Origin of the sequence: Halorubellus sp. JP-L1 (genome assembly GCF_011440375.1) — an archaeon.
In the GTDB taxonomy this organism is placed as follows: Archaea; Halobacteriota; Halobacteria; order Halobacteriales; family Natrialbaceae; genus Halorubellus.
The window spans coordinates 104,146-129,589 of sequence record NZ_JAAOIR010000004.1; the positions used below are offsets into that span (position 1 = coordinate 104,146).

A 25,444-nucleotide genomic window follows, 5' to 3' on the forward strand; every position below is an offset into this window, starting at 1 on the left:
ACGGACGGTCTCGTCGTGGTCGGCCGTGGGTTCACCATGGCCTGACGTCCAGTTCGTCGAGTCGCCCCCGGACGTCGCCGGGCGGGCCGTCGAGCGCGATCTCGCCGTCGGCGAGCACGACGATGCGGTCCGCGAGGTCCGAGACCGCGTCGAGGTCGTGCGTGACGACGACCACGCTCGTCCCGTCGGCGTGCAGGGCGGCGAGGTGGTCGCGGACGGCGTCGCGCGACGGCGCGTCGAGGCTCGCGAGCGGTTCGTCGAGCACGACGTGATCGGGTGCCATCGCGAGCGCGCCCGCGATAGCGACCCGCGACTGCTCGCCGCCAGACAGTTCGTCGAGTCGTTCCTCGCCGCGGCCGTCCATGCCGACGGCGGCGAGCGCGTCGTCGACGCGGGTGGCGATCTCCTCGCGGGGCAATCCCAGGTTCTCCGGGCCGAACGCGACGTCCGCGCGCACCGTCGCCGCGACGAACTGGTCGCGGGGGTCCTGGAACACCATCCCGACCGCAGTCCGGGCCGCGACGAGGTCGTCCGCGACGCGGCGGCCGTTCACGAGCACCTCGCCGCTGTCGGGTTCGAGGAGTCCGTTGAACTGGCGGACGAGCGTCGTCTTCCCCGCGCCGTTCGCCCCAGCGAGCACGAGGAACTCGCCGTCGTCGACCGACAGCGACACGTCTTCGAGGACGACGGCGTCGCCGCGGTGAACGGTCGCGTCGCGGACGGTGATCATTCGACGGCGAGCGCGTCGCTCCGGACGATACCGACCGCGGCTGCGATCTTCACGGCCTCCGCGGGGATGAACGCGGCCGCGCCGACCGCGAACGCCTTCGACAGCGAGTAGCCGACGACGACCATCAAGCCAGCGATACCCATCGCGTAGATGACGACGGTGCCGGCGACCATCGCCGCGACCAGTCGCCACACGGGGATCTCAACGCGGGGCACCGTCTCGAGGCCGCCGTGTGCGACGACCCCGACGAGTGCCGCCGCGAACGGGTACGAGAGGAGGTAGCCGCCGGTCCCCCCGAGGAGGTGTCCGAACCCGGCCGCGCCGCCGCTGAAGATGGGTGCGCCGAGCGCGCCAGCGACCAGATAGAGGCCGAGCGACGCCGCGCCCCACGTCGAGCCGAGGAGTGCGCCGGCGAGGAACACGCCCAGGACCTGGAGGGTGACGTTCGCTGCGGGACTCACGGGGTTCGGGAAGCTCACGTAGGCGAACGCGCCGACGAGCGCCGCCACCATCGCTGCGCGTGCGACGTTCAGTGCGACCTCGTCGCCGACCAGGTCGACGTCTTCGGTTCGCGTGCTCACGGCGACCACCGCGTCTGCGCGCTCGACGTAGTCATACGCGAACGCTCGCCGTCAACCGAGTTCAAAACTTCGGTTCACGACGCGCCTCGGCGGTCGGCGCACGGGTCGCCGTTCCCGGCGGTCAGTCGGCGGGCGCTTCCGTTCGGTCTTCGTGGAGGAACGCGGTCTCGTACACCTGCGAGTACGTCAGGACGAACGCGAGCGCGGCGAGCACCGCGACGAAGACGAACGGCGTCGCGAACCCGAACCGAACGAGGTAGCCCGCGGCGAGCGGGCCGATGGCGACGCCGAACCCGAACGCGGTCGTGAGTACCGAGAGCGTCGTCCCGGACTGGCCGCGGCGCGCGAGGTCGCCGGCGAGCGCGAGGCCGGGCGCGAACACCATCGCGACGGAGACGCCTTGGAGCAATCGCAGGAGGATCATCACGAGCGCGGGCCCGTTCACGCCGAAAATCGTCGCGGGGAACAGCGCCTGGAACTCCGGCACGTACCCCTGCAGGAGGACTGACGGGGCGAGGAGCGCGAACCCGACGACGAGGAACGGCCGGCGGCCGTACCTGTCGCTGGCTCGTCCGATCGGGACCTGGAAGAGGACGTTCGCGATGACGACCGCCGCGAACTGGACGGAGAACAGGAACGGCCCCTGCCCGAGCGCGGCGTTCACGACCTCCTGGAGCGTCGCGTAGATCGCGATGCCCGTCGCCATGAAGAACGTCCCGACGCCGACGACGAACACCGGGTCGAACAGCTGATCGGACCCGAAGACGGCCACCGAGAGGTCGTCCGAGGCCGCGACCTCGCCCTCCGGGTCGTCAACGAGCACGGAGACGAGGACGAGCGAGACGAGTGCGCCCGCGACCGCGACCGCGAACGCCGCGTCGAACCCGGAGACGCCGGTTCCGAAGACCTGGTACGTGACGACCGTGTTCGACGCGAATCCGCCCGTGATGAGGATCCCGGCGAGGATGGGGCCGAATCCGAACCCGATGAGCCGAAACGTGTTGAACACGCCGAAGTTCCCGCCGCGCTGGCTCGCGTCCGTCGAGTACTCGTTCACGAGCGCGATCGTCACGGGGATCGTCAGCGCAGCGCCGATGCCCTGGAGCGCACGGAGCGCGATTACGCCCCAGTACGTCGTCGCGAGCGGGTAGAGCGCACTCGCGATCCCGAAGACGACGAGGCCGGCGAGGATGAACGCCTTCCGGCGACCCGAGCGGTCACTCGCCCGGCCCGTGAACTGCTGGAGGCTGCTGTTCAGGAGCCCGAACAGGGAGAGGACGACCCCGATGAGCAACTCCGTCGAGAACCCCTCGAGGCCCGCGAGCGAGATCTCGCCGCTCGCGATGTACAGCGGGAGCACGATGACGAGGAAGGAGTTCCCGAGCGAGTCCGCGAGCCGCGCCATCGCGAGCGCGAACACGCGGTCGTCCGTACCCAGCACCATTCGACCGAGGCTTTCGGTTCGAAGGGCTTGAAGGGCGTGGATTGCGCTGTTCGTCGCCGAAGTGCCACTGGTATGGGCGCAACGTCCTTACCATGCGCGGTTCAAGACCATCTATGACGAAACCCCGGGTGGTGTGCGTGGACGACGAGCCGTCGTTCGCGGACCTCACGGCGACGCACCTCGAACGGACGGCGGCCGTGTCCGCCGAGGGCTACACCGATCCGCGGGACGCGCTCTCCGCCATCGAGGACGCGGACGACGTGCGATGCGTCGTGAGCGACTACGACATGCCGGCGATGAACGGCCTGGCGTTCCTCGACGCCGTCAGAGAACGCCATCCGGACCTCCCGTTCGTCCTGTTCACCGGGAAGGGCAGCGAGCAGGTGGCGAGCGAAGCGATCTCGATGGGCGTCACGGAGTACCTCCAGAAGTCGACGGCGGCGAGCCAGTACGAGGTCCTCGGGAACCGCGTCGAGAACGCGATCGAGCGGTACGAGGCCGAGTGCGCGCTCGCCGAGCAACGCGAGCTCGTCGACCGGATCGTCGAGGCGACGCCGGTCGCGATCGTCGTCCACGACGCCGACGGTGACGTCGAGGTGGCGAACGAGCGCGCGAGGGAACTCCTGTCGATGGACGTCGACTCGCTGCACTTGCGCTCGTACGACTCCAGCGACTGGTCGCTGTACGCCGCGTCCGGCGAACGATTGCCGGAGGCGGAACTCCCGGTCGCTCGCGTCCTCGACACCGGGGAGACGATGCGCGCGGAGACGTTCGTCGTCGCGGTCGACGGACGACGGACCGAGGTCGCGCTGAACGCGGAGCCGCTCGTCGGCGACGACGGCGCGATCGACCGCGTGGTCGTGGTCTTCGCGCCGACCGCGGACTTCGATGGCGTCCCCGGCTAGGTGTCGACGCGGACGCGTGTCGCGTTCGGCGTCGGGTTCAGCCGACGAACAGCAGCGGGATCATGACGGCGACCCCGGCGACCAGTCCGACGGCGAGTTCCCTGTGGCCGCGACCGGGGAGGTCCGCGCCGGCTTCGAGCGCTTCCGGGACGAACTCGGTGAGGACGAGGTACACCATCGCGCCGGCGGCGAACCCGAACCCGAACGGGAGGAACTCGCGCGCCCAGCGCACGAACGCGAACGCGACGACCGCACCGATCGGCTGGGGGAGACTGGAGAAGATGGCGGCGCCGACCATCCGCCACTCGCCGACGTCCATCGCCCGCAGCGGGATGGAGATGGCGAGCCCCTCGGGGACGTTGTGGATACTGATCGCGACCGTCATGAATATCGCGAGCACGGGGACGGTGAGTCCGAGTATCGGAACTCCGCCTTCGAGGCCGAGTTCGGCGAAGGACACGCCGACGGCGACGCCTTCCGGGAACGAGTGCACGGTCAGGACGCCGAGGATGAGCACCAGTTTCTTGACGTCCGCCTCGGCGAACGCCGCCGGATCGATCCCGTGGTCGTGCCCGTGGCCGTGGTCGTCGTCGGCGTGGTGGCCGTGGTTGTGCTCGTCGTCGGCGTGGTGGCCCTGGTTGCGCTCGTCGTCGTCGTCGTGCTGGATGCTATCGTCCTGCGCGTCGTCGGCGTCGTCGTCGCGTGCGACCGGTTCGCCGCCGTCCGTGCTCGCACGACTGCCGCCGACGTCGACGCGTTCGAGGACGCGGTTCGCGACGACGACGAGGGCGACGCCGGCGAGCAGGCCGAGCGCGAGGAGCCACGGGGTGCCCGTGGACTCGGCGAGCCCCTCGTCGATGAGTCCGAACAGGGACGCCGAGAGCATGATGCCGGAAGCGATCCCCCAGAGGGCGACGTTCCAGCGGTCGCTCACGTCGTCGACGAGGAAGAACGGGATGGCGCCGAGCCCGGTCGCGATGGCCGTGACGAGGCCGGCCACGAACACGAACGCGAGCGCGACGAACTCGACCATATCGGTGCTCGGGTCCGAACCCGCATAATACCTTTCACCGAAGTGTCAGGTTTTGGGTGGCCTAAACGACGTCGATCCGAACGACGCCGATCTGGACGCAAACGTCTTGTGCTCGTCTATCCAGTTCGAAACGTGCGACGCACTCTCGCACTCGTCGTCGCAACTCTCGCCATCGGGGCGGTACTCGTAGCGCCCGCCGTCCCGGCCGAAGAGCCGGGCGAAGCGCCGACCGAGATGGCCAACCCGGCGCCCGACCAGCTCGTCGCCCCCGACGCCACCGGCAGCCAGCTCTGGCCGTACACCAGTCGAAGCCGGTCCGTCGACGGGCGCACGCTCGCCGTCAACGTCGTCATCGTCGGCCCACCCGCGACCGTCGAGCGAGCGCTCGCCGACCGCACTGGCGCGAACTGGACCACCGCCGAGGAGCACCAGACCACGCCCGTCGTCGACGATCCGTCCCCGTGGACCGCCGCACGCGGATCGACGCGCTACACGTACGTCGTCCCCGCGGACGCGAACGGGGGCCAGTGGGTGGACGCCAGCTACCAGCTCGGGACCGGAACCTACCTCGGGACGCGCGTCCACATCCGCGCCTACCCCGCGCCGACGGGGAACTGGACTGCGATCCAGGCCCACACCGAGTACTGGGACTGGTACCGCCTCCGGCACACCGTCACGAGCGTCCCCGACGCCGCCCGGTTCGTCGAAGCGGACCTCCAGGACGAACCGTTCGTCATCGACGTCGACAGACAACACCACGGCCGTAGCGGTGGCGGCAGCCGCGGCTGGATGACCGTCGTCCAGTTCGCCGCCATCGGCGTCGCCGCGAGCGCGTTCGTCGACCGCGGGACGATTCGTCGCGAGGACGTCGCCGTCCCGGTGCTCGTCGCGGCGTCCGTCCTCGGCGTCCGAGCGGCCGGCCTCCTCGCGGAATCGATAGCGCCAGGCGTCTCCCCGAAGGCGTTCGCGGCCGTCCTCTACCCGATCCTGGTCGCCGGCCCACCACTCGCGCTCTCACTCGGCCGCGACCGGCCGGCCGCCCGGACCGTCGCGCTCGCCACTGTCGCGCTCGCCGTCGCCCTCGTCGCCGACCTCGCGTTCGTCGGCGTCGCGCACGTCCCGGACCGACTCCTCCACCATCGCATCGCGCTCGTCGGCGCCTTCGGCCTCCTCGCGTTCGGCGTCGCGGAACGCGACCGCCTCACTGCCGCATTCGGCGTCCTCGCGTGGCTACTCGTGCTCGTCGCACCGCTCGCCGGCTACGTCTGACGGCCCGTCGCGCGCCAGTCCGACGCGACCGTCGACGTCGACCGCGAACGCGCTCGGCGCTCGCGCGCACTCTCGTTCCCGCTCTCGCTGACGTCGACGGAACGGTACACGACGACGCCGTCGTTCTCGTACGCGCGCTCCCATCCAGGCGACGCTGCGAACGATCGTTCGAGCACGCCGAACTGGACCGCTGGCTGCCCGCGGATCGTGTACGCGCCCTTCGGGACGACGACGTAGTCCGGCACGACGCCCACGCCGGACGCGCCCACGCCGACGCACCACGCCGTCTTGCACGCCGAGACGTTCTCGTACGCGTCGATCTGGGCCTCGAACGAACTCGGCGTGACCCACTCCACGCCCCACGGCGACACCACGATCGTCCGGTCGGCGAGCACGGGGAACCACTCCGCGGCGTCGCCGAGCACGACGAACGTCGCGTCCTGCGGCGTCTGCTCGGCCGCCCACTCCATCGCTGCGACGTCGTCGTCGTCGACGAACTCCGGCGTGGATGGATCGTTCGCGAGCGTCATCTCGTGCGCGAGGTACGCGCCGCCGACCGCCGTCCCGAGGACGATCACGACCGCGAACCCGGCCGCCGCAGGCGTCTCGAATCGGTCCGCGAATCGAGCGCTCGTCGAATCCGCCGGTCGCCATCGCGCGAGGGCGTCGCGGCGCACGAGGTCCACGACCGTCGTTGCCATCGCGAACGCGCCGACGGCGTACGCGAACCGGGGCTGCTGGAACACGACCTCTGCAACGACGAGCCACGCCGGCAGGAAGTACCGGCGCCTGGCGAGGAGGTACGCGCCCGTGGCGAGCGGGACGACGACGAGAGACGACGCGAATCCGCCGAGTGCCGCCCCACCGCCGACCCCGCCGTGCGTGCCGGCGGCCGACACGTACCGCCCGATGCCGTGCGTCGTCACCGTCCACGCCAGCCAGGGAGCGGCGACGAGCGCACCACCGAGTGCGATCGCCGCGCCTCGAACCAGCCCGTCGAGGGACCGCGACTCGGTCGCGTAACACGTCAAGATCGAGAGCGCCGCGAACAGCGTGTACGTCGGATGCGAGAGGACGGTCGCGCCGAACGCGACCGCCGACACCGCGACGGCGCCCCAGCCGTCCGTGGTGAACGCGCGATAGGCCGCGTAGATGGCGACGAGCGCGTACAGGAACGCGAATGCGCGAACGACGCCGCCCGCGGAGACGTGCCACTGGAGGACCTGCGGGTTCAGACTCAGGAGCGTCGCGGCGAGCGCACCGCCCGCTCGCGACTCCGAGAGGTCTCGACCGAGGAGGTACGCGGGGACCGTCGCCGCGACGACCGCGACTCCGGGCAGGAAGCGAGCGATCGCGAGCGGATCGACGCCGAGGTCCAGGAGGACCGCGAGCACGTAGAACTGCAGCGGCGGGTACGCGAACGGGACGCCGATCGCGGTGTATCCCTCCACGTCCGTCGGCGGCGCGTACCCGTTCGCGGCGATCTCGGACCCGAACTGGAGGTACAGTCCGGCACCGAACGCCGGGTAGGGATTCGTGGCGATGTAGACGGCGACCGCGACGACGGCAGGGAGCGCCGCGAGCGCGAGCCACCGGCCGTCGCCGCGCTCGAAGGGAAGGCCAGCACGAACCCGACTGGCGCTCGGCCACGGTCCACTCCAGAACGACTCGGTGTCCGTCATTCCTCGCGCTCGAACGTGACGGGCGAGCGAACGCCCAGCGAGACGGTCGACCAGCGATACTCGAGCGCGAGCCACGTCGGAACGACGAGGAGCAGGAGGACCACTGCGACGGCGTGAATCGGCGTCACCCAGCGGGGTAGCACGTACGAGATCGCGTTCTGGACGCTCGGCGGCAGGAGTGCGCTCGCTCTCGACTCGAGCGAGCCGTCCTCGTCTGGCGTCCGGTCCGGGAGGTCGAGCGCTGCCGCGCTCGGCCCGTTCGCGCTCTCCGGCCCGGTTCCGAGGCGTTCGGCCTCGTACGGGAATCCGATCGACGCCGACCAGACGACGTCGCCGTCGCGGTCGACCTCGAGCACGCGGTCGCCGTTCGAGTCCGTGACGAGCGTGTGGCCGTTCGGGAGCCGGTCTGCGTCCCGCGGCCACGTCAACCGCGCGTCCGACCACGTCCAGGACTCGTTCCACGTCCCGTCCTCGTGCTGGTACTCGACGACGCGACCGTTCTCGGAGTCCGCGACGAGGACCGCTGGCCCACCCTCGCTGGCCGGCACGAAGTCCGGGTTGTGCTGCTCGTAGAGCACGTCGTGGTCGCCGTCCGTACCGAGCGTCCACTCGTCGAGCAGGCCGCGCTCGTAGTCGACGAACACGACCTGATCCTGGTTCCGGAGGCTGAGCATCGCCGCCTCGCGCCCGTCGATGGTGACGGACTCGACGTCGTTCAGGTGCGTCCAGTCCGAGGGGAACGGTCCGCCCGAGTCGATGTCGTAGTCGGCCTGGGCCTCCCACTCCCACTCGATCAGCTCGGTCGTCGTGTTCACGACGAACGCTCGGTCCTGCGCGATGTCCGCGACGAGGAGGCGCTCGTCGTCGACGCGGTCGACGTCGTGCCAGCGCGTCGAGTGCTTCCCGGCCGTCACGCGACTGAACACGGTCGTCCGCTCGCCGTTCGTGAGGTTCACGCGAACGACACCGTTCTCCGTGCAGACGCCGTCGCCGTCGCACTCGTCGCTGTCAAGGTGGTCGGCGTACACGAACTCGACCGTCGCCGCCGTCCCCTCGACGGGGTCGACGTCCCAGTACCGCGTGTGCCGGTTCTCGTAGTAGTGGATGCTCCCGTCCGGGGCGAACGCGACGAGCTCGGCTTGCGCGCGCGGGCCGTCGTTCTCGTCGCTGACGAACGCGTTCGAGTCCGTCGCGACAACGGTCACGTTCTCGCGCGCGCCGACGACCGCCGACCTATCGCCCGACCGGAACGCCTGCTCCACCGCCGGGTCGCCCGTGACGGCGTCCTGTTGGCGTTGCGCGTCCACGTACCCGAAGACGAGTACCGCCAGTGCCAGCACGAGAACGACGGCGAACGCGCGACGAATCGTCCGGCGACTCACGACCATCGTCCGGTCGTTCCAGCCACAGTGTATAAAAGTAACCGACTCTATCACAGTCGTTCCCCGAACAGGAACCGTCCCCAGGCGACAGTTCGCGGGCACGATACCGAACTCATTTCAACTCGAGCGAACAACCTCCACGCGATGCAGAACGCGGCGGGATCCGCTACCGTGGGGCGACGCGAGCTCCTCGGCGCGCTCGGCACCAGCACGCTCGCGGCCAGCGCCGGCTGTACGCGCCGCCTTCGGTCGATCGCGGGCTGGCAGAGCCGATCCCAGATCTCGCTGTCCATCGCGACGCTGCCCGACGACGCCGACCCGTTCGCGCTCCGGGCCGCACGACAGATCGCGGAGTGGTTCCGGGCCGCCGGCATCGACGCGACCGTCACCCCGATGGCCAGAGAGGAACTCCACAGGCGGACGCTCCTCGACCACGACTACGACGCCTTCGTCGGCCGGATCGCTCCCGAGGTCGTCCGACCGAACTCGATGTACGCGCTCGTGCACTCGAAGTACGCGGACGTCGCCGGCTGGCAGAACCCGTTCGGGTACGCGAACCTCGACGTCGACGACGGCCTCGACGAGCAGCGCCGAGTGACCGGCGACGACCGCGTCGAGGTCGTCGCGGACGTTCAGGAGACAGTCGCGCGGACGCAACCGTTCACGACGCTCGCGAAGCCAGACGACGTCCGCGCGGTCCGCACGTCGCGCTTCGAGAACTGGAGTGCGGACGTCCTCTCGAACCCACTCGGGTACCTGGCACTCGACCGCGCCGCGGACGCCCCGAGCGACGAGTCGACGCTCCGCGTCGTCGCTGCCGACCACCGCGTCACGGAGAACCTGAACCCGCTCGCCGTCGAGTACCGCGGGTTCGGGTACGTCATGGATCTCCTCTACGACTCGCTCGGGTACGTGACGGAAGCGGGAACGGTCCAGCCGTGGCTCGCCGACGCCTGGGACGTCTCCGCGACCGCGGACGCGCCGACGGCACGAGTGAGTCTCCGCGACGACCTCTCCTGGCACGACGGCGAGTCCCTCACCGCGACCGACGTCGCGTTCACGTACGCGCTCCTCGCCGACACCTCCGTCGGTGCGAACGGCGACGGGGACGGCGACGACGGGACGAGGACGGTCCGCACGTCGATGGACGGCGACGACGGGAACGTCGTCCCCGCGCCCGTGTTCGCGGAACGCAGCAGCCTCGTCGCGGACGTCGACGTCGTCGACGAGCAGACCGTCGACGTCCAGTTCGTCGAAGCGACGTCGTCGGTCGCCATGCACGCACTGACGATCCCGGTCCTCCCAGAGCACGTCTGGGCGGACCGAACCGGTCGGTCCTCGGTCAGCGGGATCGAGTTCGGGCCGACGACCGAAGCCCTCGTCACCGACAACGTCCCGCCCGTCGGGAGCGGCGCGTTCGAGTACGTCGACAGCACGCCCCGCGAGACGCTCGTCCTCGAACGGTACGACGACCACTTCCTCGAGCGCGGCACCGACCCAGACGTCGACGGCGTCGCAGCGTACCGGCCCGCGTTCGATCGCGTCCGGATCGACGTCGTCGGGACCGACGACACCGCGGTCTCGCTCGTGAAGGACGACGAAGCGGACGTCACCGGAACGCCAGTCGGTGCGGGACTCGTCCCCGACATCGGCCGTTCGGACGACCTCGACCTCCTCGTCTCGCGCTCGAACGCCCCGTACGTCGTCGGGTACAACGTCCGCGGGCCGCCGCTCTCGAACCCGCGCTTCAGGAACACGCTCGCGCACCTCGTCGACCAGACCGCGCTCGTCGACCAGACGTTCCGCGGGTACGCCGAACCCGCGGTCACGCCACTCACCGCCTCTCGCTGGGTTCCCGAGTCACTCGCGTTCGACGGCGAGAACCCCGTGACGCCGTTCCTCGGCAGCGACGGCGACCTCGACGTGCGCCGCGCGCGAGCCGCGTTCCGCGACGCCGGGTTCCAGTACGACGACGGGAAACTGGTCCGGACCACGTGATCGAACGACTCCTCCCGCCACCATCCACAGATGTCCCTCCTCCAACTCCTCGCGTCCGTCGTCGCCGTCGTCGCCGTCCTCCACGGCGTCGGTCTCGTCGCGGTCGTCGGGCGCGAACGCGTCTTCGCAGGCGGTTCGACGATTCGACGGAACGTTCACGCGGCGAGATACCTCATCGCGTTCCTCGGGGGCGTCCTCGCCATCAACAAGGTCGTCCGCGACGTGGGCGTGGAACTCTCCTGGTTCGTCGGCGCGAACGTCACGGGCGGCATCTACGCCATCGAGGGCGAACTCGTCGCGACCGTCCAGTCGTACGCGATGCCGGCGCTGACGTCGTACTTCAGCGCCGTCTACGTGTACGGCTACGTGTTCCTCCTGACGTTCCCGCTGGTCGCGTACGCGTTCACCGACCGCAATCACCCACTTCGCGTCCTCCTCGTCGCGTACACCGTCAATTACCTCGTCGGCCTCGTCATGTACGTCGCGTTCGTCGCGTACGGGCCGCGGAACTACATGCCCGAGCTCGTCGACTCGCTCCTGTACGTCCACTGGCCGGACGTCCAGTTGCTCACGAGTCGCGTGAACAGGAACACGAACGTCTTTCCGTCGCTGCACGCGTCGCTGTCCGCCACGGTCGCGTTCGCCGCGTACCGGTTCCGGGCCGACTACCCGGCGTGGACGCCGATCGCAGCCTGGCTGGCGGCGTCGATCTCGGTCGCGACGGTCTACCTCGGCATCCACTGGATGACGGACGTGGTCGTCGGCGTCGCGCTCGCCGCCGGGAGCGTCGCGTTCGCGCTCCGCGTCGTCCAGTCCGACGACTCGACGGTGAATTAGTTCCGGTAGCGACTACTGCTTGTAAAGCGGCATTGAACCGCTCGCTCCAAAAAATCCCCCTCTAGCGGTTACTCACCTTGTCGACGAGGAAGAACGGGATAGGGCCAAGGTCGGTTGCGACGGCCGTGCGGAGGCCAGCGACGAACTAGAATGCGAGCTTGGCAAACTTGATCATCCCGACGCTCGATTCAATCCTCGCATAGTACCTCACCACGAATATACTATTTTCTCGTGTGACCTCATTAGGGCATAAATGACATAATTATGACTTAGTTCGAATACTTTGAGGCAAAGATGTATTTATATCATTAACCAACTGTGTGAAATTTTCCACGGACTTTTCTGTCAAGACTTCTCCCACATCATGCTTCTTTAGTTGCATATCAATATAGTCTGCAATTTCTCTCTTGCGGAAATCCGGTATGTCTCGACCTTGTTGCCCCCTTAGTTTTTGGAATCGAATATTCACGTCTTCTACAATTGATTGTTTACCCTCTCCTACCATCTCAAAATCACCCCTACTCACATCTTCATAAACATCGCAAACAAATCTTAAAAAGTCTTCGCGGTCAAATACGTCTTCAATTTCGACCTTATCTCCCTCTGAAATTGTTTTGTCAAGTATACTGTCGATACGGATAACATCTTCTTTATCTAAATAATCATCTTCTTCAATACGTCTATCTGAATTATCTTCAACACCGTCATAATCAAGTAGGAGAACATAATCGTATCCTTCACTTTCTAAAAACCGGGTATACTTCTCCCATTTAGCTCCACCTCCCATATCGACGATCCCTGCGTCCTGGGCGAATTCTACCCGGCCTGAGTTCTGAAAGATATTCGCGAATCTCCGTAGATATACGCGGTCCGTATATCCTTCTACAAGTATTGTCTGGTTGCTTCCAAATAGGGAATCGCTGAATGTGGCGCCAAGAGCTCCTCTCACGGGTTCAAGAGAGTCACCGTCCAATTCCCTCGCCTTGGTGAGATTTGACTCAATTATAGTCCCTTCGTGACCATTCTTTGAAGAGATAACACGAAGACCGTTGATATGGCTCTTATCTAGCATGTATGGGGAATGGGTTGAATACAAAATTTGATTAAAATCACTAAGGTTCGAAATAGCCTCAATGAGGTCCTTTTGTCTTTCGGGATGGAGGTGAATCCCAGGGTCGTCCAATAGGATTACTTGATTGCTAAAGGATTCCCCACCGTTGTTCGTGAGAAGACGTAGGAAGAATGTAAGAAATTCCTTAAATCCTCGAGATCGCTGGCTGACGTACTGTTCTTCTTCTGACTCGTCGGATATAAGTAATGTAGCTTTCCCATTGACAAAATCTAGATCGAATCGAATCTCTCCCTGTGTCCAGAATTTAGTGAATAAGCTGGTGAACTCAGACATGGCGCTCTCAATAGTAGATCGTCTTTCCCGGGGATCCATTCCCTCAACTTCGTCCGGACCGATGCCAATGAATTCTAAAAGACTCGAATACAATAATTCCTCTTTTTGCCCAACTTTATCGAGTTTAATCGAATCGTCAATAATAGGCGGATTCTGATATAAGACGGTCGAGAAAAAGTGATCAGCGAAGAGATCACCGGCTGGCCGAGAGCTAGATATTTTTCGCTCTAATTCCATAGCTTGACTAGTCAAAGGGCTAGGTAAATCATCAGATCGCGCCGAAACTAATATACCTTTCAGAGTCTGGTATTGGTTCTGGAGGCCTCCAATGTCCACTTTATCTGTACTTCGGAAGCTAGAATAAATGGACCCAGAGTTCCCTGATTGGGTGGCAATGGATTCGATTTCTTTTTGCGATTCCCCTATATCCTCCTCAGAAAGTTCATCCAGCATACTGGATGCTAAGCTTTTGAGGTCCTTGTGCAGATTCTGTGACCTCTCTTGGCGAGATGACTCATATTGTGTTATCTCAGATTCAATATCGGCAGATTCAACCGAGTAGCTGCCGTCAAAATATTTATATATGGTAATGTCTATTTCTCGATCGATTTTCAGAAGGTCGGGTTGGTTAAATGAGGCAGTATGTCTTGAAGATGAAGAAGCAGGGGTCACCCCAGACAACCTAATAGATACCATCGCGGTGTTTTCAAGATCGGGTGAACTAACATAGTCACAAACATCATCTTCGTTGAATCCTTTATTTGGCTCAAATCTTCTAAGGGCCTCTAAAATTGCAGTCTTGCCCGCTTCATTGGGTCCGACTAGAGTTGTAACTCCATCTTCAAGTGAAACCCATTCGGAATCAATAATTGAACGAAAGTTTTGGATTCTTACTTCATCAACCACTGTCATGTCTTTAAAGGACGTTGGTCAGGAATATTAACAGTTACGGCCAAGGGCCAGTTGTCAAAAAATATAGGTTACGATGGACTAGCCAGAATCGTCTACAGTCCGAGTACTTTCGCCGGGCGTCTCCCGGATCGACGGCATCGCCGGGTCGCGGTACGGGGACCGACCGAGGACCGCGTCCTCGAGGTCCTGCTCGACGACTTGCTCGCGGAGCGATCGCTCCAATCGATTCACCTTCGTCACGTCCAGGTCCTGGGCCTCCATGAGCTCCTGGAAGCGATCCTCGTCCGAGAGCGACTCGTAGCGGTCGTACAGCGACTCCATCTCGTCACCAGTGAGGCTCGCGACGAACGATTCGTCCTGGAGTCCGAGCTTGCGCTCGCGCTCGTCGTCGACCACGTACTTCAGGACGACCAGCGACACCTTCTCGATCGCGCGCTGCTGGCCGAACACGGTCAGGTCGAGGTCGACCATGATGCCCATCGCGCGGTCGCGCTCCCACGGCGTCACGTCGAGCGCCGAGGCGTACGCGTGCGTGATCCGGGCCTTCTCGAGGCGATGCATCCGGGCGCTGTGGCCCGCCATCGCGGGATGCTGCTCGTCGTGGAGCCGTCGGAGGTTCTCGCTCACGTCGCCGTCCGGTGACTCCGGGCGACCGATGATGGTCGCCGCTGGCGTCGCGACGTCCCAGCGCCGGAATCGCTCGTCCTTGACCGCGTCGACGCGCGACAGCGACCCGTCGCCCGGCCGCGAACTCACGTCCCGCCGCTCGACGTCGTCGAACGCGGGATCGACGTCGCGCGGCGGGTGCCCCTCAGTCATACGATGACGGTAGGGCCGCGCCGCTACTTAAGGGATGGGACCGCAGACGAAAGCCGGGGACGACGGCGACGAACGACGCCGGGTCGGACGGCGCCTACTTCCTCACTATCAACCATTGAAACCAGAATGACTTGAACGACGGTGGCCGTCGCACCCGATCGCTTCGCGCGGTCCGGCCCCGCGGACGAGGACGTTCGAACCAATGTACGGCAGCGAAAGTGGAGCAAGAAAACCGTGGGAAGACCCACCGAGTGACGCCGTCTCGCACCGTTCCGGGAAGGAAACCCCTATGTTTTCGAAACGAAATACTCGCTGGTAGTGGTCCGGTACCAGAATCCCGTCCGACTGCTCTTGCTCTCGGTCGGCCTCCTCCTCGCGAAGGCCGGCCTCGTCCGCCGAGAGCACGTCGAACGGACGACGGACCTCTCCTGGCCGCGGATCGTCACCGGCCTCGCGCGGATGAGCAAGAACGCGGTCGACGTGGCGATGGTCGGCATCGCCATCGGCGAAGTCGCGATCGCCGGCGTCGGGTTCGCCGGCCCGTTCTGGGGGATCGCGTTCTCGCTCGGCGGCGGGTTCGCCGCCGGGACGATCGCGCTCGTCTCCCAGGGGTTCGGCGCGGACGCGCACGACGAGATCGGGCAAGCGATCCGCTCCAGTACCGTCATCGTCCTCGCGCTCACCGTCCCCGTCGCCGCCGTCTTCGCGACCTACCCCCGGGCGCTCGTCGACCTCATCGCCGCGGAGCCGGCGACCGCCCGAGCGGGCGCGGAGTACCTCGGCGTCGTCGCGTTCGGCGTCCCGTTCGCTGGGCTGAACCTCGTCGGGAGTCGCGTCTTCATCGGCGCGGACGACGCGTGGACGCCGATGCTCGTCCGCGGCGGCGGCGCCATCGCGAACATCGCGGGGAACGCGGTGTTCATCTTCGCACTCGACATGGGCGTCGCCGGTGCGGCCCTCGGGACGGTGCTCGCGAACGTCCTCGTCACCGCGACGTTCGTGCTCGCGATGGTCGCCGGCCGCATCCCCGGCCTCGGCGACCTCCCCGTCCACGTCGACCCGTTCGGGACGTACCTCGACTGGGCGACGATCCGGGACGTCTTCGAGATCGGCCTCCCGGTCGTCGGCCGGAACTCCGTGTGGACGGTCGCGAAGTTCCCGATGCTCGCCATCGTCGCGCTGTTCGGGCCGAGCGTCGTCGCGGCGTACGTCATCGTCCGCCGCATCCTCGGCTTGATGAACACGCCCGGCTGGGGCTTCGGACTCGCCGCGTCCAGCCTCGTCGGGCAGGAACTCGGCGAAGGCGACGAGGCCGACGCGGAGGCGTACGCGGACGACATCCTCGTGTTCTCGTTCGCGACGTACGCCGTGTTCGCGGTCGTCGTCGCCGCGTTCGCACAGCCGATCGTCGAACTGTTCGTCGGCCCGGACGCGAACCCGAACACGGTCCCCGTCGCCGTCGGTCTGACGTACGCCGCGTGCGTCGCCGTGATGGCCCAGAGCGTCAAGGGGACCGCGGCGGGGCCGCTCGACGCCTCGGGCGACACGAACTGGACGTTCTACAGTCAGGTCATCGGCATGGTCGGGTTCGCGATCCCGCTCGCGTACGTCGGCGCGGTCGTCCCCGCCGTCGGCATCGTCGGCCTCTACCTCTCCTTCATGGGGGAGGCACTCGTCCCCGCCATCATCAACTTCTGGCGGTACCGCTCCGGGAAGTGGAAGGCCATCAGCAAGGAGTACCGGCCCGAGACTCCCGTCGCGGACGACTGACCGACCGATCGTATCCGTGAGCCACCGGTCCGCCGTCGCGGTGCGGGACGCTCAGTCCGAGTCGACGAACGGGTTCTGTCCGCCGACGAGGTTCGTCTTGTAGACGCCGCGGGTCTTCGCGATCGAGTTCTCCTCTGCGTCGAAGAGTTCGGTCTCGACGACGCCCGTGTCGGAACCGTACCGGTCGACGACGGCTTCGCCGTGAATGTCGCCTGTGGCGGGCCGGAGGTAGTCGATGCGGACGTCGAGCGTCGGTCCGGGATTGCCCTCGACGGACGCGAGCGCGGCGGCGGAGAGCGAGTCCGCGAGCGCGAACGGCACCGCGCCGTGCGCGAGCGTCGTCGTCTCCGACAGCGAGTGGTGGTCCTCGAGTGCGACGTGCCCCTTGGCCACGCCGTCTTCGGCCGCCGTGATCTCCAGGCCGAGGTGCTGACCGAACGGGTACTTCTCGTTGAAACGCTCGAGTACGTCCATGCAGTGCCCCTCGGGCACGGGGGACAAAACCATTGTCCTGGTTCGAACAGGTAACGTCGCGAATCGAAACCCGAGGGATCGCCGTCGAATCAGATGCCGTGGCCGGCGAGGAAGTGCGCGACCGTCCGCGCGGCCGCGTCGACGGTCCGGTCGTTCTCGTCGAGCGGCGGGGCGGTCTCGACGACCTCGAACCCGGCGACGCGGTCGTCGCTCGCGGCGACCCTGACCATCCGGAACAGTTCGCGAGCCGTGATGCCGCCGGGCGTCGGCGCGCTCGACCCCGGGTAGGGTGCGTCGAGCACGTCGATGTCGACGCTCACGTACACCTGGTCGACGTCGCCGAGCGCGTCGAGCGCGCGATCGACGGCTTCGACGTCGTCGTCGCCGACCTCCTCGGCGGTCACGATCTCGTAGTCGTTGTCGCGGACGAAGTCGTGGTAGCCCGTCGACGTCTCGAAGTGCCGTGCGCCGACGACGGCGAGCGCGTCGAGGCCGTCGTCGTGGAGCTGTCGGTACGGCGACCCGCTCGTCGGGTCCTCGCGGACCACTCGACAGTCGAGGTGCGCGTCGAAGCTCACGACGCCCAGCGAGTCCGTGCCCGCCCCGACGTCCCGGTCGAGTAGGGGGCTGGCGTTCGCGTACGTCGTCGAGTTGTCGCCACCGAGAAACACGGGCGCGGTGTCGCGATCGTGGACCGCTCGCGTCGCGTCCGCGATCGCGCTCTGTACGACCGCGGTCGACTCCTGCTCTGGGAAGGCGACGTTCCCGAGGTCCGCGAGCGAGTCGACGGGCCCGGCGTCGAAGTGATGCGTCTTCGTGCTCATCAACGACCGCCTGATCGCGGCCGGGCCCTCGCTCGCGCCCTGCCGCGAGATGACGGCGCCGTCGTAGGGGACGCCGACGAGGACCGCGTCGTAGTCCGCGGCGTCCTCGAGCGTCGCACCGTCGACGAGGTGCCCGAACTGGTCGTCGACGGGGTCCGTGCTCGTCGGTCGCCACTCCGGGGGCTCCAGTAGGTCGGTCACGTCCGGAGAGTCGATTGCGCCACCCTTCAATCGTCCCCCTTCGAGCGGTGACGGACGATACCGTCATCCCGACGGTCGGATCTTCGCGGTCGGGACGACGCCGGTGACGCGCACGAGGTGGTCGTCCTTCAGGACGGTGACGTTCGACACCGACGCGTCCGGCGTCAGTCGGGACTCCCATCGGTCGACGACGTCCAACCGCGCGTTCCGCTTGCTCGGGTCCCGGTGGTCGGCTGCGAGTCGCGCCGTCGCCAGCACCGACTGCTCGCCGCGCACAGACACCCCGAAGATCTCGCTTCGAAAGTCGACGTCCGAGAGCGACGGCGAGACGCTCACGTACTGGCAGGCCGGGAGCGCGTCCGCGACGCGACGCGAGGGCTCGTGGACGTCGAGCAACCGGTCCTCGTCGCCCGCCACCGCGGCAGCGATCGTGGTCGCGTACTGGCGGCGTTCGCGAGCCGACCCGACCAGGGGTGCGGCCGCCTCCACCACGGCGTCGTCGGTGACAGCGGCCGCCCAGTCCTCGCCCTCGAAGTACGGTCGCCCGGACGCGGTGGTCTCCTCGCCTGCGTCGGCGAGCGACGACCGGGCCGCGTCCGCGTCGACGCCGACGAACGCGCGCGCCCCCGCTACCTTCGCGTACGCCGTCGTCGACGGCAGGGAGACGACGTCCGAGACGGGCGACGAGAGGGGTTCGTGTCCGGCGAGCGCGTGGGGTGGGTCCGCGAGGTGCGCGCCGTGATCTCTGAGGTCGTCGAGCCTGCCGAGTACGACCGGCGGCCGCCGCGGGATCGCCACGTCGGTCGCCTCGTACGCGAAGCGGAACTCGGATCCCGCGACGCCAGGTGCCTCCGCGATCGACGGGACCGTCGGTCCGCCACCGCTACAGCCGGCGAGCCCCGCGGCGAGTCCGGCACCCGCGGCGCCCAGGAACCGTCGTCGTGTCGTTCGCATCGCCGGTCGGTTCGTCACAGCGCGCTGAAAAGGTCGCGGTTCGTGTCTCGGGTTCCCTCCGGCGATACCTGCACGGGCCCGCTCGAGGCTCGGTCCGTGATGCTCACTCCTCGTCGGTCGTCGTCCGACGCCTCCGACGTAGTGCCACTCCGGCCGCGGACGCCAGTGCCGTCGCACTCGCGACGACGCCGAATCCCGGGGTCGACCCGCTCCCGTCGGTCCCGGTCCCACCATCACCCGTCGGGTCCGTCGTCTCCGACGCCGTCTCGGTCGATGGACTCGTTGCCGTCGCCCTCGGCTCCGTCGTCGACGCATCGGTCGTCGGACTCGCCGTCGTCGACGCCGTCGGCGCACAGACAGCCTCGATCGAGAAGTCACCGCGGTCGCCGGTGACCCGCAGAAGGCGCTCGTTCGAGGCCAGGAAGAGGTCGCCGTCGACGACTCGCGGCGTCGTCGACGCCCGCTCCCCGACCCGGTACTCGAAGCGCTTCGCGCCGCCGCGGACCGCGAACCCGTACAGCCAGCCTTCGCGGTCCACGACGTACACCGTCCCGTTCGCGACCGTCGGCGGCATCTCCACGGCGGCCCGGGTGTCCGCTCGCCACCCCCACTCGCCCGTCTCGACGTCCATCGCCGTCACGTGCCCGCCGAGCGACCCGACGAACGCCCGACAGTCCGCTATCGCGACCCCGTTCCGCGGCCCGAACTCGAACCCCTCCTTCTGCCAGACCATGTCGTGACCGTCGAGGTCGAACGCGAGCATCCGACCGCGCGTCCCGTCCGGCACGAGGAGGTGGTCGTCGGCGACCGCTGGCGGCGCGACGCCCTTACCGCCACCGAGTGACACGTCGTACTTCCATCGCTCGCGCCCGTTCTCGACGTCTAGCGCGTACAGGAACGACGCCTGATCGCCGGGCGCCCACGTGTTCACGTACACCAGACCGTCGTCGATGGGTTGACTCCCGTAGATCCGGAGGTTCTCGGCGTCGTCGCTGGTGTCGTGACGCCACACCCGGAACCCCTCCGCGGGGTCGAGCGCGTAGAACCGCCCGTCGTTGCAGCCGACGAACACCGTCCCGTCGTGGTACTTCGGCGAGGACTTCACGTCCCGGCCGACCCCCCACTTCCAGAGCTCCTGGCCGCTCTCGAGGTCGAGCCCGACGACGAACGACTCGTTCCCGGCCGCGTACACGCGACCGTCGCCGACGGCGACCGAGGCGTTCACCTCCGGCATCGTCGTCCGCCAGACGTGCTCGCCGGTCTCGACGTCGACGGCGTGGACGTAGTTCTGGCTGGACGTGACCGCGCCGTCGCCGAAGATCACCACCCCGTCGGCGATCGTCGGCGGTGCGTACTCGATCCGCCCGGTCTTGTACTTGCCGCCGCGGACGTGGTCGACGCTCACGTCGAACTCCCAGACCTCAGAGGCCGACCCAGTGACCGCGGACGCGTCCGGCGCGTACCTGGTGTTCGCGACGTCGAACCCGTCCATCACCCACTCCGTCGGCGTCGCGTTTGCGGCGGTCGGCGTCGCGTTCGCCGCCGTGGACTCGCCAGCACGCTCGCGGCCCACGCCGGGCGACGACTCGCTCGCGTCCGCGGCGGCGGACGAGACTGTCGCGCCGACCCCGAACGCAACTGCGGCGCCCGCCGTCGCACTCAAGACCGTCCGGCGACCCAAGCCACTGCGAGCGTCCGCCCCGTCCATCGTCACCACCTTCGACCGGTCGAGTGTCCCCCGCGATGCCCCACCGTCGGATTCCACGGTCGACTCGCGTGCCCCGCCCGCGTCCTCCTGCCCATGATCGCTCGACATTGCGGTTCGAACCGACCCATGCATCGAACACACATATACGTTGCAGACTGCATCCACTCGGTGGCCAATTCGCAATCGCCCACAGCTGACCGACGAGCGCCGTCCGGGCATTCAAGTGCGATCGGGCGGCGACGGTCGACATGACTGGACGGAGGCGGTCGTAGGTGGGGCATCGTGCACTCGTCGCGTACGAACGACCGACGGGCGGGTACACGGTGCGGTACTCGCAGTGGGGCGCCCACGGCTACCGGTTGCTCGACGCCGTGACCGAGTCGACGCCGCTGGGCGGACGCGGTCGCGGCGGGGACGCACCCAGGGTTCGGCCGGGTCCGCTCGGCGTCGCGGACGACCTCGCGGACCTCGCGGCGACGTACGTCGATCCGCTCGCGCACGAGGCCGCGTTCGTCGTCACGCCATCGTTCTGCGTCCGCGCGTTCGAATCGCTCGCGTTCTGGCTCGACGACCCGACCGTCGAGTACGGCGGCGCGCTCGTTCCTCTCAGACGGGATCGCGACCCCGAGCACGACGCCAGCGAGTTGCGCGCGTGGCGCCGCGGCGCCACTGCCGCTCACGCTCGAGCGGTGGGCGACGCACCCCGTCGCGTTCACGAGGACCTCCTGGACGCGCTCGACGCCGAGGTCGCGGACCGGACCGTCGTCGCCATTCCGCCCGATTCGACGGACGCAACCGGACTCTGAGACCAGTTGGATTCGCTCTCAGTCGGAAGGTACGGCCAGCGCGGTCGCGACGCTTAACTGCGGGCGATGGTTACGCTCGTTCGTGACGCTCGACAGCGGGCCCACTCCGTCCGAGCCATCCGGCCAGTCGGGCGTACGGACAGTCTCGGACCCGGACGCGACCACGGCCGCCGACGTTCTCGACGACGCGCGGCGGTCGGGCGCGTACGCGACCGTCGTCGGCGAATGTACCGTGGCCTACGATGGGACGACGTCGAGCACGCACGCGCTCGCGTGCCGCCACGGGACGTTCAAGCCCGACGGGACCGTGCTCGTCCACGACGCCAGCGGACACCGACCCGTTCACCCGCAGCCGTCGAGCGACCGCGTCGTCGTGGAGGCGACAGACGACGGCGACCTCCGGGTCCTCCTCGGCGACGGTCGCGTCGGCGGTGACGATGCCGAAGGTATCGAGGACGGCTCCGAGTGCCTCCGCGTGACGTGGACGTCGCTCGACCTCGTGTCGGTACTCGCCGTCGACGACCCGGACGCCGCGACCGAATCGGGGACCGAGGCGGACCTGAAGTCGCTGGTGCTCGACGACCCGGACCGCGTCGAACCCGGCCTCGTCCCGCTGGCGACCGAACGCCGGACGCGCGCCGGCCCCGTCGACGTCTACGCGGAGGACGCGACCGGGCGCCCCGTCGTCCTGGAACTCAAGCGCGACCGCGCCGGGCCGGACGCCGTCGGCCAACTCGACCGGTACGTCGAGGCGCTCGCCAGGGATTCCCACGCCGACGCCGACCCCCGTGGCGTCCTCGTCGCGCCCGGTCTCACCGACCGCGCCCGCCAGCTGCTCGCCGAACGCGGGCTCGAGTTCGCGCGGGTCGACCCCAGGGACTCCGCGGAGAGCAGCGATATCTCGACGCACGCGTTCGACGGGTGAGGGCGGCTCGCATCCCGAACGGCGTGACGGCGGAACCAGCAGGCGGCGGGGTGAACCGGAACGCCTTCCACGCTCGATTCCGCAGTGGGGTGCATGGAGAAAGTCGACATCGACGACGTCGAACCGCGGTTCTTCGGCGGCGAGGACGTGGACCGACGCGGCCTCACCGAGCACCTGAACGCCGAGCACCTCGCGATCAACTACTACCGGCTGGAGCCCGAGCAAGCGCTCTCCGGCGGGATGCACACGCACATGGACCAGGAGGAGGTGTTCTACGTCGCCGAAGGCACGGTCACGTTCCAGACGCCCGAGACCGAGGTCGAGGTCGGTCCGCACGAGGCCATCCGGTTCGCGCCCGGCGACTACCAGACGAGCGGGAACCAGACCGACGAGGACGCCGTCGTCATCGCCCTCGGCGGACCCCAGGAGAGCACGGACGTCCGCGTCCCGATGGCGTGCCGCGAGTGCGGCGACAGCGACACCCTCCAGTTCGTCATGACCGCGGACGGCCAGCACCTCGAGTGCCCCGAATGCGGGAACACCGTCGACGTCTGAACGCCGACGTGCAGAACGTTCGGTCGAAGCGATACCTCGCGTTCAGATCGGCGACGGGTCGCCGGTCGTCTGCGCCTCCCCGCGCACCGCCCGTTCCAGCAGCGGTCTGAGCAGTCCGACGAGCGGCGTGTTCGCGCCGTCGGTCCACACCGCCCGATGGCCCTCCCGCCCCGGTAGCGACGCTGGGTCGTCGCTGCTGACGAGGAGCGCACGCCCGTCGACCAGCAGGACGCTCGACACCGCGCCCGGTCGGATCGGGAACGTCTCCCACCACGTCCAGGTCTCCTGGACTGTCGCCGCGGGGACGGCGTCCGCGACGCGTTCGCGCACCGGCTCGCCCGGCGACCCGACCGTCACGTCCACGCCGCGGTCCGCCGCCGCCACGAGCGCGGAGAGGAGTTCCTCCGTGAGCAGTCCCTCCGCGCCGACCGCGACGATCACGGACGCCTCGGCGTCCCCGACGAGCGTCGTCATCCGTTCGGCGACGTCAGCCCCGCCCTCGATCACCCAGACGTCGTCGTCCTCTGTCTCCGTCGCCGTCGCGTGTAGCGACGGCAGGAGCGCGTCCAGTCGCTCGAAGCGGTCCTCGAACGCACGCCGCAGCGTCGCCACCGCCGTCTCCGGCCGAACGACGCGATAGCGCTTCGGGTTCGCCTCCTGGACGTCCACGAGGCCGCGTTCGCCGAGCGACTCCATGCAGTCGTACACTCGCGCCCGCGGCACGTCCGCGACCTCGCTCACCTCCTTGGCCGTGCCCGTCCCGACGCGCGTCGCGGCGACGAAGCACTTGGACTCGTACTCGGTGAACCCGAGGGCTTCCAGGACCGCCTCCGTCTCGCCGACGGCGTCGTCCGTGTCGTACTCGGTCATGATGTTCCTCGGCGTGCAGGCATTCGTTTCCAGGTGATTGCCATCGCGCACTGAAATACGTTACTCGGCGACGGCCACGACGACGCCACCGAGGACCATAGAACCCCGACGCCGTCGCGGACCGAAGCGATCGCGCCGGACGGGCGATTCAGTCAGCAGTCGCGCCGGACGGGGGGTTCAGTCAGCAGTCGCGCCGGACGGGGGGTTCAGTCAGCAGTCGCGACGTTCCGGTCGTCGGCTGCCCGCAGGAGTTCGCGGTAGCGGCTCCGGATGGTGACGGCACTGACGTCGGCGACGTCCGCGACCTCCTCCTGCGTGAACTCCTGGTCGAGGAGCCTGGAGGCGGCGTAGATCGCGGCGGCGGCGAGCCCGGAGGGACTCTTGCCGCTGTGGACGTGCGCGCGCTTCCCGGCCGACAGCAAGTCCGTGGCGCGACGCTCGAGTTCTTCGGACGCGTCCAGTTCGGAACAGAATCGAGGGAGGAAGTCGTCTGGGTTCGTCGGCTCCATCGCCAGTTCGAGTTCGCGAGCGACGTACCGGTACGCGCGAGCGAACTCGCGGCGGTCGACGCGACTGACGGGCTCGAACTCGTCGAGGCTCCGCGGGACGTCGGACTGGCGCGCGGCGGCGTACACGGCCGCGGTGGCGACGGCCTCGATGCTCCGGCCGGGGAGGAGGTCTTCCTCGAGCGCGCGGCGGTAGACGACGCTCGCGGTCTCCGCGACGGGGTCCGGGAGCGAGAGCGCGCTCGACAGCCGCTCGATCTCCCCGAGCGCCTGCTTGAGGTTGCGGTCCTTCGCGCTCGTCGCGCGGAACCGCTCGTCCCACGCCCGGAGGCGCTGCATCTGCTTGCGCTTGCGCGCGGAGAGTTGACCGCCGTACGCGTCCCTGTCCTGCCAGTCGATCACCGACGACAGGCCCTTGTCGTGCATGAGGTTCGTCGTGGGTGCGCCGACGCGGGACTTCTCGGCTTTCTCCTGGCTGTCGAACGCACGCCACTCGGGGCCGCGGTCCACGGCGTCCTCGTCGACCACGAGGCCGCAGTCGCGGCACGCCGTCTCGCCGTGGGTCTCGTCGGCCTCGAGGCGGCCGCCGCACTCCGGGCACTCGTCGACCGCCTCCGACTCGTCGGTCCGCGCTGCTTCGCGACCGCCCGTCGCCTGCTCGCGGTCGGTGCGATCCCGCTCGGACGCCGTCTCGAATCTGGTTCCTGTCATCGTCGGTCCTCGGGCGCCGATAGCCCTGCTACAACCCAACGTAGTATCTATACTACTATAATAGTGTCGCTCCGAGACTACTGAGATAGTAACAAAACGTGTGGCCGTCGCGGTCGCCGTCCGATCCGTCGAACGGCGGCTGG

The 25,444-nt window shown here is 67.5% G+C and carries 22 protein-coding genes; 8 read left to right on the forward strand and 14 right to left on the reverse strand.

Annotated elements, in window-relative coordinates; all coding sequences use genetic code 11:
- Nucleotides 1-31 precede the first annotated feature (31 nt).
- The 3 genes from G9C85_RS15940 to G9C85_RS15950 all read right to left on the reverse strand — a co-directional run bounded on the left by G9C85_RS15940 (nucleotide 32) and on the right by G9C85_RS15950 (nucleotide 2,755).
- Complete coding sequence (locus G9C85_RS15940; protein ID WP_166041832.1) at nucleotides 32-730, reverse strand: energy-coupling factor ABC transporter ATP-binding protein; 699 nt, start codon at nucleotides 728-730, stop codon at nucleotides 32-34.
- Complete coding sequence (locus tag G9C85_RS15945) at nucleotides 727-1,311, reverse strand: biotin transporter BioY (protein WP_166041834.1); 585 nt, start codon at nucleotides 1,309-1,311, stop codon at nucleotides 727-729. The genes G9C85_RS15940 and G9C85_RS15945 overlap by 4 nt, the downstream gene beginning before the upstream one ends.
- Before the next feature lie 121 nt (nucleotides 1,312-1,432).
- Complete coding sequence (locus G9C85_RS15950) at nucleotides 1,433-2,755, reverse strand: MFS transporter (RefSeq protein WP_166041836.1); 1,323 nt, start codon at nucleotides 2,753-2,755, stop codon at nucleotides 1,433-1,435.
- A gap of 113 nt (nucleotides 2,756-2,868) precedes the next feature.
- Between G9C85_RS15950 and G9C85_RS15955 the strand changes: the two genes are divergently transcribed.
- Entirely contained in the window at nucleotides 2,869-3,660 is a 792-nt protein-coding gene (locus G9C85_RS15955; RefSeq protein WP_240148931.1) for a response regulator, read from the forward strand.
- A gap of 37 nt (nucleotides 3,661-3,697) precedes the next feature.
- Here the strand turns inward: G9C85_RS15955 and G9C85_RS15960 are convergent, their stop codons facing one another.
- Nucleotides 3,698-4,693 carry a ZIP family metal transporter gene (locus tag G9C85_RS15960; RefSeq protein WP_166041840.1) on the reverse strand — a complete coding sequence of 332 codons (996 nt, stop codon included), beginning with the start codon at nucleotides 4,691-4,693 and terminating at the stop codon, nucleotides 3,698-3,700.
- 132 nt (nucleotides 4,694-4,825) lie between these two features.
- Here G9C85_RS15960 and G9C85_RS15965 point away from each other — a divergent pair, with 132 nt between their 5' ends.
- The gene (locus tag G9C85_RS15965; protein WP_166041842.1) at nucleotides 4,826-5,962 is read left to right on the forward strand and encodes a hypothetical protein; all 1,137 of its coding nucleotides are present in this window, start codon (nucleotides 4,826-4,828) and stop codon (nucleotides 5,960-5,962) included.
- Here the strand turns inward: G9C85_RS15965 and G9C85_RS15970 are convergent.
- Together G9C85_RS15970 and G9C85_RS15975 are read right to left on the reverse strand one after the other, a co-directional pair.
- Nucleotides 5,953-7,644 (reverse strand): glycosyltransferase family 39 protein, encoded by a 1,692-nt coding sequence (locus G9C85_RS15970; RefSeq protein WP_166041844.1) that lies wholly within the window; start codon nucleotides 7,642-7,644, stop codon nucleotides 5,953-5,955. The two genes, G9C85_RS15965 and G9C85_RS15970, sit on opposite strands and share 10 nt — an antisense overlap.
- Complete coding sequence (locus tag G9C85_RS15975) at nucleotides 7,641-9,032, reverse strand: arylsulfotransferase family protein (RefSeq protein ID WP_166041845.1); 1,392 nt, start codon at nucleotides 9,030-9,032, stop codon at nucleotides 7,641-7,643. Before G9C85_RS15975 ends, G9C85_RS15970 begins: the two co-directional genes overlap by 4 nt.
- Nucleotides 9,033-9,170: 138 nt before the next feature.
- Between G9C85_RS15975 and G9C85_RS15980 the strand changes: the two genes are divergently transcribed.
- Nucleotides 9,171-11,024, forward strand: a complete 1,854-nt coding sequence (locus G9C85_RS15980; RefSeq protein WP_166041847.1) for an ABC transporter substrate-binding protein — start codon at nucleotides 9,171-9,173, stop codon at nucleotides 11,022-11,024.
- Nucleotides 11,025-11,054: 30 nt separating this feature from the next.
- On the forward strand, nucleotides 11,055-11,861 hold the full coding sequence (locus G9C85_RS15985; RefSeq protein WP_166041849.1) for a phosphatase PAP2 family protein: 807 nt from the start codon (nucleotides 11,055-11,057) through the stop codon (nucleotides 11,859-11,861).
- Between the two features lie 262 nt (nucleotides 11,862-12,123).
- Here the strand turns inward: G9C85_RS15985 and G9C85_RS15990 are convergent, their stop codons facing one another.
- On the reverse strand, nucleotides 12,124-14,178 hold the full coding sequence (locus G9C85_RS15990) for an AAA family ATPase (protein ID WP_166041851.1): 2,055 nt from the start codon (nucleotides 14,176-14,178) through the stop codon (nucleotides 12,124-12,126).
- Nucleotides 14,179-14,256: 78 nt separating this feature from the next.
- Nucleotides 14,257-14,997 carry a DNA-directed RNA polymerase subunit epsilon gene (locus tag G9C85_RS15995; RefSeq protein WP_166041852.1) on the reverse strand — a complete coding sequence of 247 codons (741 nt, stop codon included), beginning with the start codon at nucleotides 14,995-14,997 and terminating at the stop codon, nucleotides 14,257-14,259.
- Nucleotides 14,998-15,315: 318 nt separating this feature from the next.
- Between G9C85_RS15995 and G9C85_RS16000 the strand changes: the two genes are divergently transcribed.
- Entirely contained in the window at nucleotides 15,316-16,767 is a 1,452-nt protein-coding gene (locus tag G9C85_RS16000; RefSeq protein WP_166041854.1) for an MATE family efflux transporter, read from the forward strand.
- A gap of 51 nt (nucleotides 16,768-16,818) precedes the next feature.
- On the opposite strand, the gene G9C85_RS16005 is transcribed toward G9C85_RS16000, so the two are convergent.
- From G9C85_RS16005 to G9C85_RS16020, 4 genes are all read right to left on the reverse strand, one after another.
- Nucleotides 16,819-17,241 (reverse strand): PaaI family thioesterase, encoded by a 423-nt coding sequence (locus G9C85_RS16005; RefSeq protein ID WP_166041856.1) that lies wholly within the window; start codon nucleotides 17,239-17,241, stop codon nucleotides 16,819-16,821.
- Between the two features lie 89 nt (nucleotides 17,242-17,330).
- Nucleotides 17,331-18,266 (reverse strand): formimidoylglutamase, encoded by a 936-nt coding sequence (gene hutG, locus G9C85_RS16010; RefSeq protein ID WP_166041857.1) that lies wholly within the window; start codon nucleotides 18,264-18,266, stop codon nucleotides 17,331-17,333.
- A gap of 63 nt (nucleotides 18,267-18,329) precedes the next feature.
- Complete coding sequence (locus G9C85_RS18720; RefSeq protein WP_166041667.1) at nucleotides 18,330-19,220, reverse strand: twin-arginine translocation signal domain-containing protein; 891 nt, start codon at nucleotides 19,218-19,220, stop codon at nucleotides 18,330-18,332.
- A gap of 103 nt (nucleotides 19,221-19,323) precedes the next feature.
- The gene (locus G9C85_RS16020) at nucleotides 19,324-21,036 is read right to left on the reverse strand and encodes a PQQ-binding-like beta-propeller repeat protein (protein WP_166041859.1); all 1,713 of its coding nucleotides are present in this window, start codon (nucleotides 21,034-21,036) and stop codon (nucleotides 19,324-19,326) included.
- A gap of 164 nt (nucleotides 21,037-21,200) precedes the next feature.
- Here G9C85_RS16020 and G9C85_RS19305 point away from each other — a divergent pair, with 164 nt between their 5' ends.
- The 3 genes from G9C85_RS19305 (at nucleotide 21,201) to G9C85_RS16035 (ending at nucleotide 23,214) form a co-directional block, all read left to right on the forward strand.
- Nucleotides 21,201-21,734, forward strand: a complete 534-nt coding sequence (locus tag G9C85_RS19305; RefSeq protein WP_166041861.1) for a DUF6735 family protein — start codon at nucleotides 21,201-21,203, stop codon at nucleotides 21,732-21,734.
- An 82-nt stretch (nucleotides 21,735-21,816) separates the two neighbouring features.
- Nucleotides 21,817-22,659 (forward strand): endonuclease NucS, encoded by an 843-nt coding sequence (nucS, locus tag G9C85_RS16030; RefSeq protein WP_166041862.1) that lies wholly within the window; start codon nucleotides 21,817-21,819, stop codon nucleotides 22,657-22,659.
- Between the two features lie 93 nt (nucleotides 22,660-22,752).
- Entirely contained in the window at nucleotides 22,753-23,214 is a 462-nt protein-coding gene (locus G9C85_RS16035) for a cupin domain-containing protein (protein ID WP_166041864.1), read from the forward strand.
- A gap of 42 nt (nucleotides 23,215-23,256) precedes the next feature.
- Here the strand turns inward: G9C85_RS16035 and G9C85_RS16040 are convergent, their stop codons facing one another.
- The gene (locus G9C85_RS16040) at nucleotides 23,257-24,084 is read right to left on the reverse strand and encodes a TrmB family transcriptional regulator (RefSeq protein WP_166041865.1); all 828 of its coding nucleotides are present in this window, start codon (nucleotides 24,082-24,084) and stop codon (nucleotides 23,257-23,259) included.
- A gap of 206 nt (nucleotides 24,085-24,290) precedes the next feature.
- Nucleotides 24,291-25,301, reverse strand: a complete 1,011-nt coding sequence (locus tag G9C85_RS16045) for a transcription initiation factor IIB family protein (protein ID WP_166041867.1) — start codon at nucleotides 25,299-25,301, stop codon at nucleotides 24,291-24,293.
- Between the last annotated feature and the right edge of the window lie 143 nt (nucleotides 25,302-25,444).

Bases quoted from the DNA above. Each gene is read 5' to 3' on its own strand.
- G9C85_RS15940 (WP_166041832.1), bottom strand. From the start codon at position 730: ATGATCACCGTCCGCGACGCGACCGTTCACCGCGGCGACGCCGTCGTC.
- G9C85_RS15950 (WP_166041836.1), bottom strand. From the start codon at position 2,755: ATGGTGCTGGGTACGGACGACCGCGTGTTCGCGCTCGCGATGGCGCGG.
- G9C85_RS15955 (WP_240148931.1), top strand. From the start codon at position 2,869: ATGACGAAACCCCGGGTGGTGTGCGTGGACGACGAGCCGTCGTTCGCG.
- G9C85_RS15960 (WP_166041840.1), bottom strand. From the start codon at position 4,693: ATGGTCGAGTTCGTCGCGCTCGCGTTCGTGTTCGTGGCCGGCCTCGTC.
- G9C85_RS15970 (WP_166041844.1), bottom strand. From the start codon at position 7,644: ATGACGGACACCGAGTCGTTCTGGAGTGGACCGTGGCCGAGCGCCAGT.
- G9C85_RS15975 (WP_166041845.1), bottom strand. From the start codon at position 9,032: ATGGTCGTGAGTCGCCGGACGATTCGTCGCGCGTTCGCCGTCGTTCTC.
- G9C85_RS15980 (WP_166041847.1), top strand. From the start codon at position 9,171: ATGCAGAACGCGGCGGGATCCGCTACCGTGGGGCGACGCGAGCTCCTC.
- G9C85_RS15985 (WP_166041849.1), top strand. From the start codon at position 11,055: ATGTCCCTCCTCCAACTCCTCGCGTCCGTCGTCGCCGTCGTCGCCGTC.
- G9C85_RS15990 (WP_166041851.1), bottom strand. From the start codon at position 14,178: ATGACAGTGGTTGATGAAGTAAGAATCCAAAACTTTCGTTCAATTATT.
- G9C85_RS15995 (WP_166041852.1), bottom strand. From the start codon at position 14,997: ATGACTGAGGGGCACCCGCCGCGCGACGTCGATCCCGCGTTCGACGAC.
- G9C85_RS16005 (WP_166041856.1), bottom strand. From the start codon at position 17,241: ATGGACGTACTCGAGCGTTTCAACGAGAAGTACCCGTTCGGTCAGCAC.
- G9C85_RS18720 (WP_166041667.1), bottom strand. From the start codon at position 19,220: ATGCGAACGACACGACGACGGTTCCTGGGCGCCGCGGGTGCCGGACTC.
- G9C85_RS16020 (WP_166041859.1), bottom strand. From the start codon at position 21,036: ATGTCGAGCGATCATGGGCAGGAGGACGCGGGCGGGGCACGCGAGTCG.
- G9C85_RS16035 (WP_166041864.1), top strand. From the start codon at position 22,753: ATGGAGAAAGTCGACATCGACGACGTCGAACCGCGGTTCTTCGGCGGC.
- G9C85_RS16040 (WP_166041865.1), bottom strand. From the start codon at position 24,084: ATGACCGAGTACGACACGGACGACGCCGTCGGCGAGACGGAGGCGGTC.
- G9C85_RS16045 (WP_166041867.1), bottom strand. From the start codon at position 25,301: ATGACAGGAACCAGATTCGAGACGGCGTCCGAGCGGGATCGCACCGAC.